Source organism: Micrococcus sp. HMSC31B01 (assembly GCF_001816085.1).
Taxonomy (GTDB): Bacteria; Actinomycetota; Actinomycetes; order Actinomycetales; family Micrococcaceae; genus Micrococcus; species Micrococcus luteus.
The window spans coordinates 1-716 of sequence record NZ_KV824875.1; the positions used below are offsets into that span (position 1 = coordinate 1).

Consider the following 716-nt stretch of genomic DNA (forward strand, 5'->3'; position numbering starts at 1 on the left):
TGCTCCTCGACGAGCCCACGAGCTACCTCGACCTCAGCCATCAGGTGGAGGTGCTCGACCTGGTGCGGGCGCTCCCGGACCCGCGCGGCGGGGGCCGGGCGACCGTCGTCGCGGTGCTGCACGAGCTGAACCTGGCGGCGCGCAGCGCGGACCACATCGTGGCGATGGCCGCGGGCCGGGTGGTGGCGCAGGGCACGCCGGGCGAGGTGATCGTGCCTGAGGTGCTGGCCGAGGTGTTCGGCCTGGACGCGGACGTGGTGGCCGATCCGCTGCTGGGCCACCCCGTGGTGCTGCCGCGCGGGAACGGGGACCGCCGATGAGCGCCGACGGCATGATCGTGGCGCACACGCGCGTGGTGTCCGTGGAGCAGCCGTGCCGCGGGTTCCGGCGGATCGTGCTGGCGGGGCCGGACCTGGAGGCCGCCAGCGGGGACCTGCTGGGACTGCTGCCGCCCGGCGTCGCCGACCTGCACGCCCTGTACCGGGGCGCGCGGCCGCGCCGGGACGCCTATGTGAAGCTGCTGATCCCCCCGCCGGGCGGGACGTCGGCGGACCCGGACCTGTCCGCCGGGTTCCGGGCCGGGTTCCTGGCCATCCCCGAGGAGGAGCGCGGCTGGATGCGCACGTACACGGTGCGCTCGGCCGGGCTCGTGCGGCTCGACGGGCGGCAGGTGCCCTCGCTGACCGTGGACGTGGTGCTGCACGGCGACCCGGACG

General features: G+C 76.1%; 1 protein-coding gene and 1 pseudogene. Both read left to right on the forward strand.

Going from position 1 to position 716, the window contains the following annotated elements; translation table 11 throughout:
* Positions 1 to 320: pseudogene (locus tag HMPREF3105_RS00980) on the forward strand (cobalamin/Fe(3+)-siderophore ABC transporter ATP-binding protein); the annotation flags it as partial.
* On the forward strand, positions 317 to 716 hold a 400-nt coding region (locus HMPREF3105_RS00985), incomplete at its 3' end, for a siderophore-interacting protein (protein WP_210401411.1). The pseudogene HMPREF3105_RS00980 and the gene HMPREF3105_RS00985, both read left to right, overlap by 4 nt.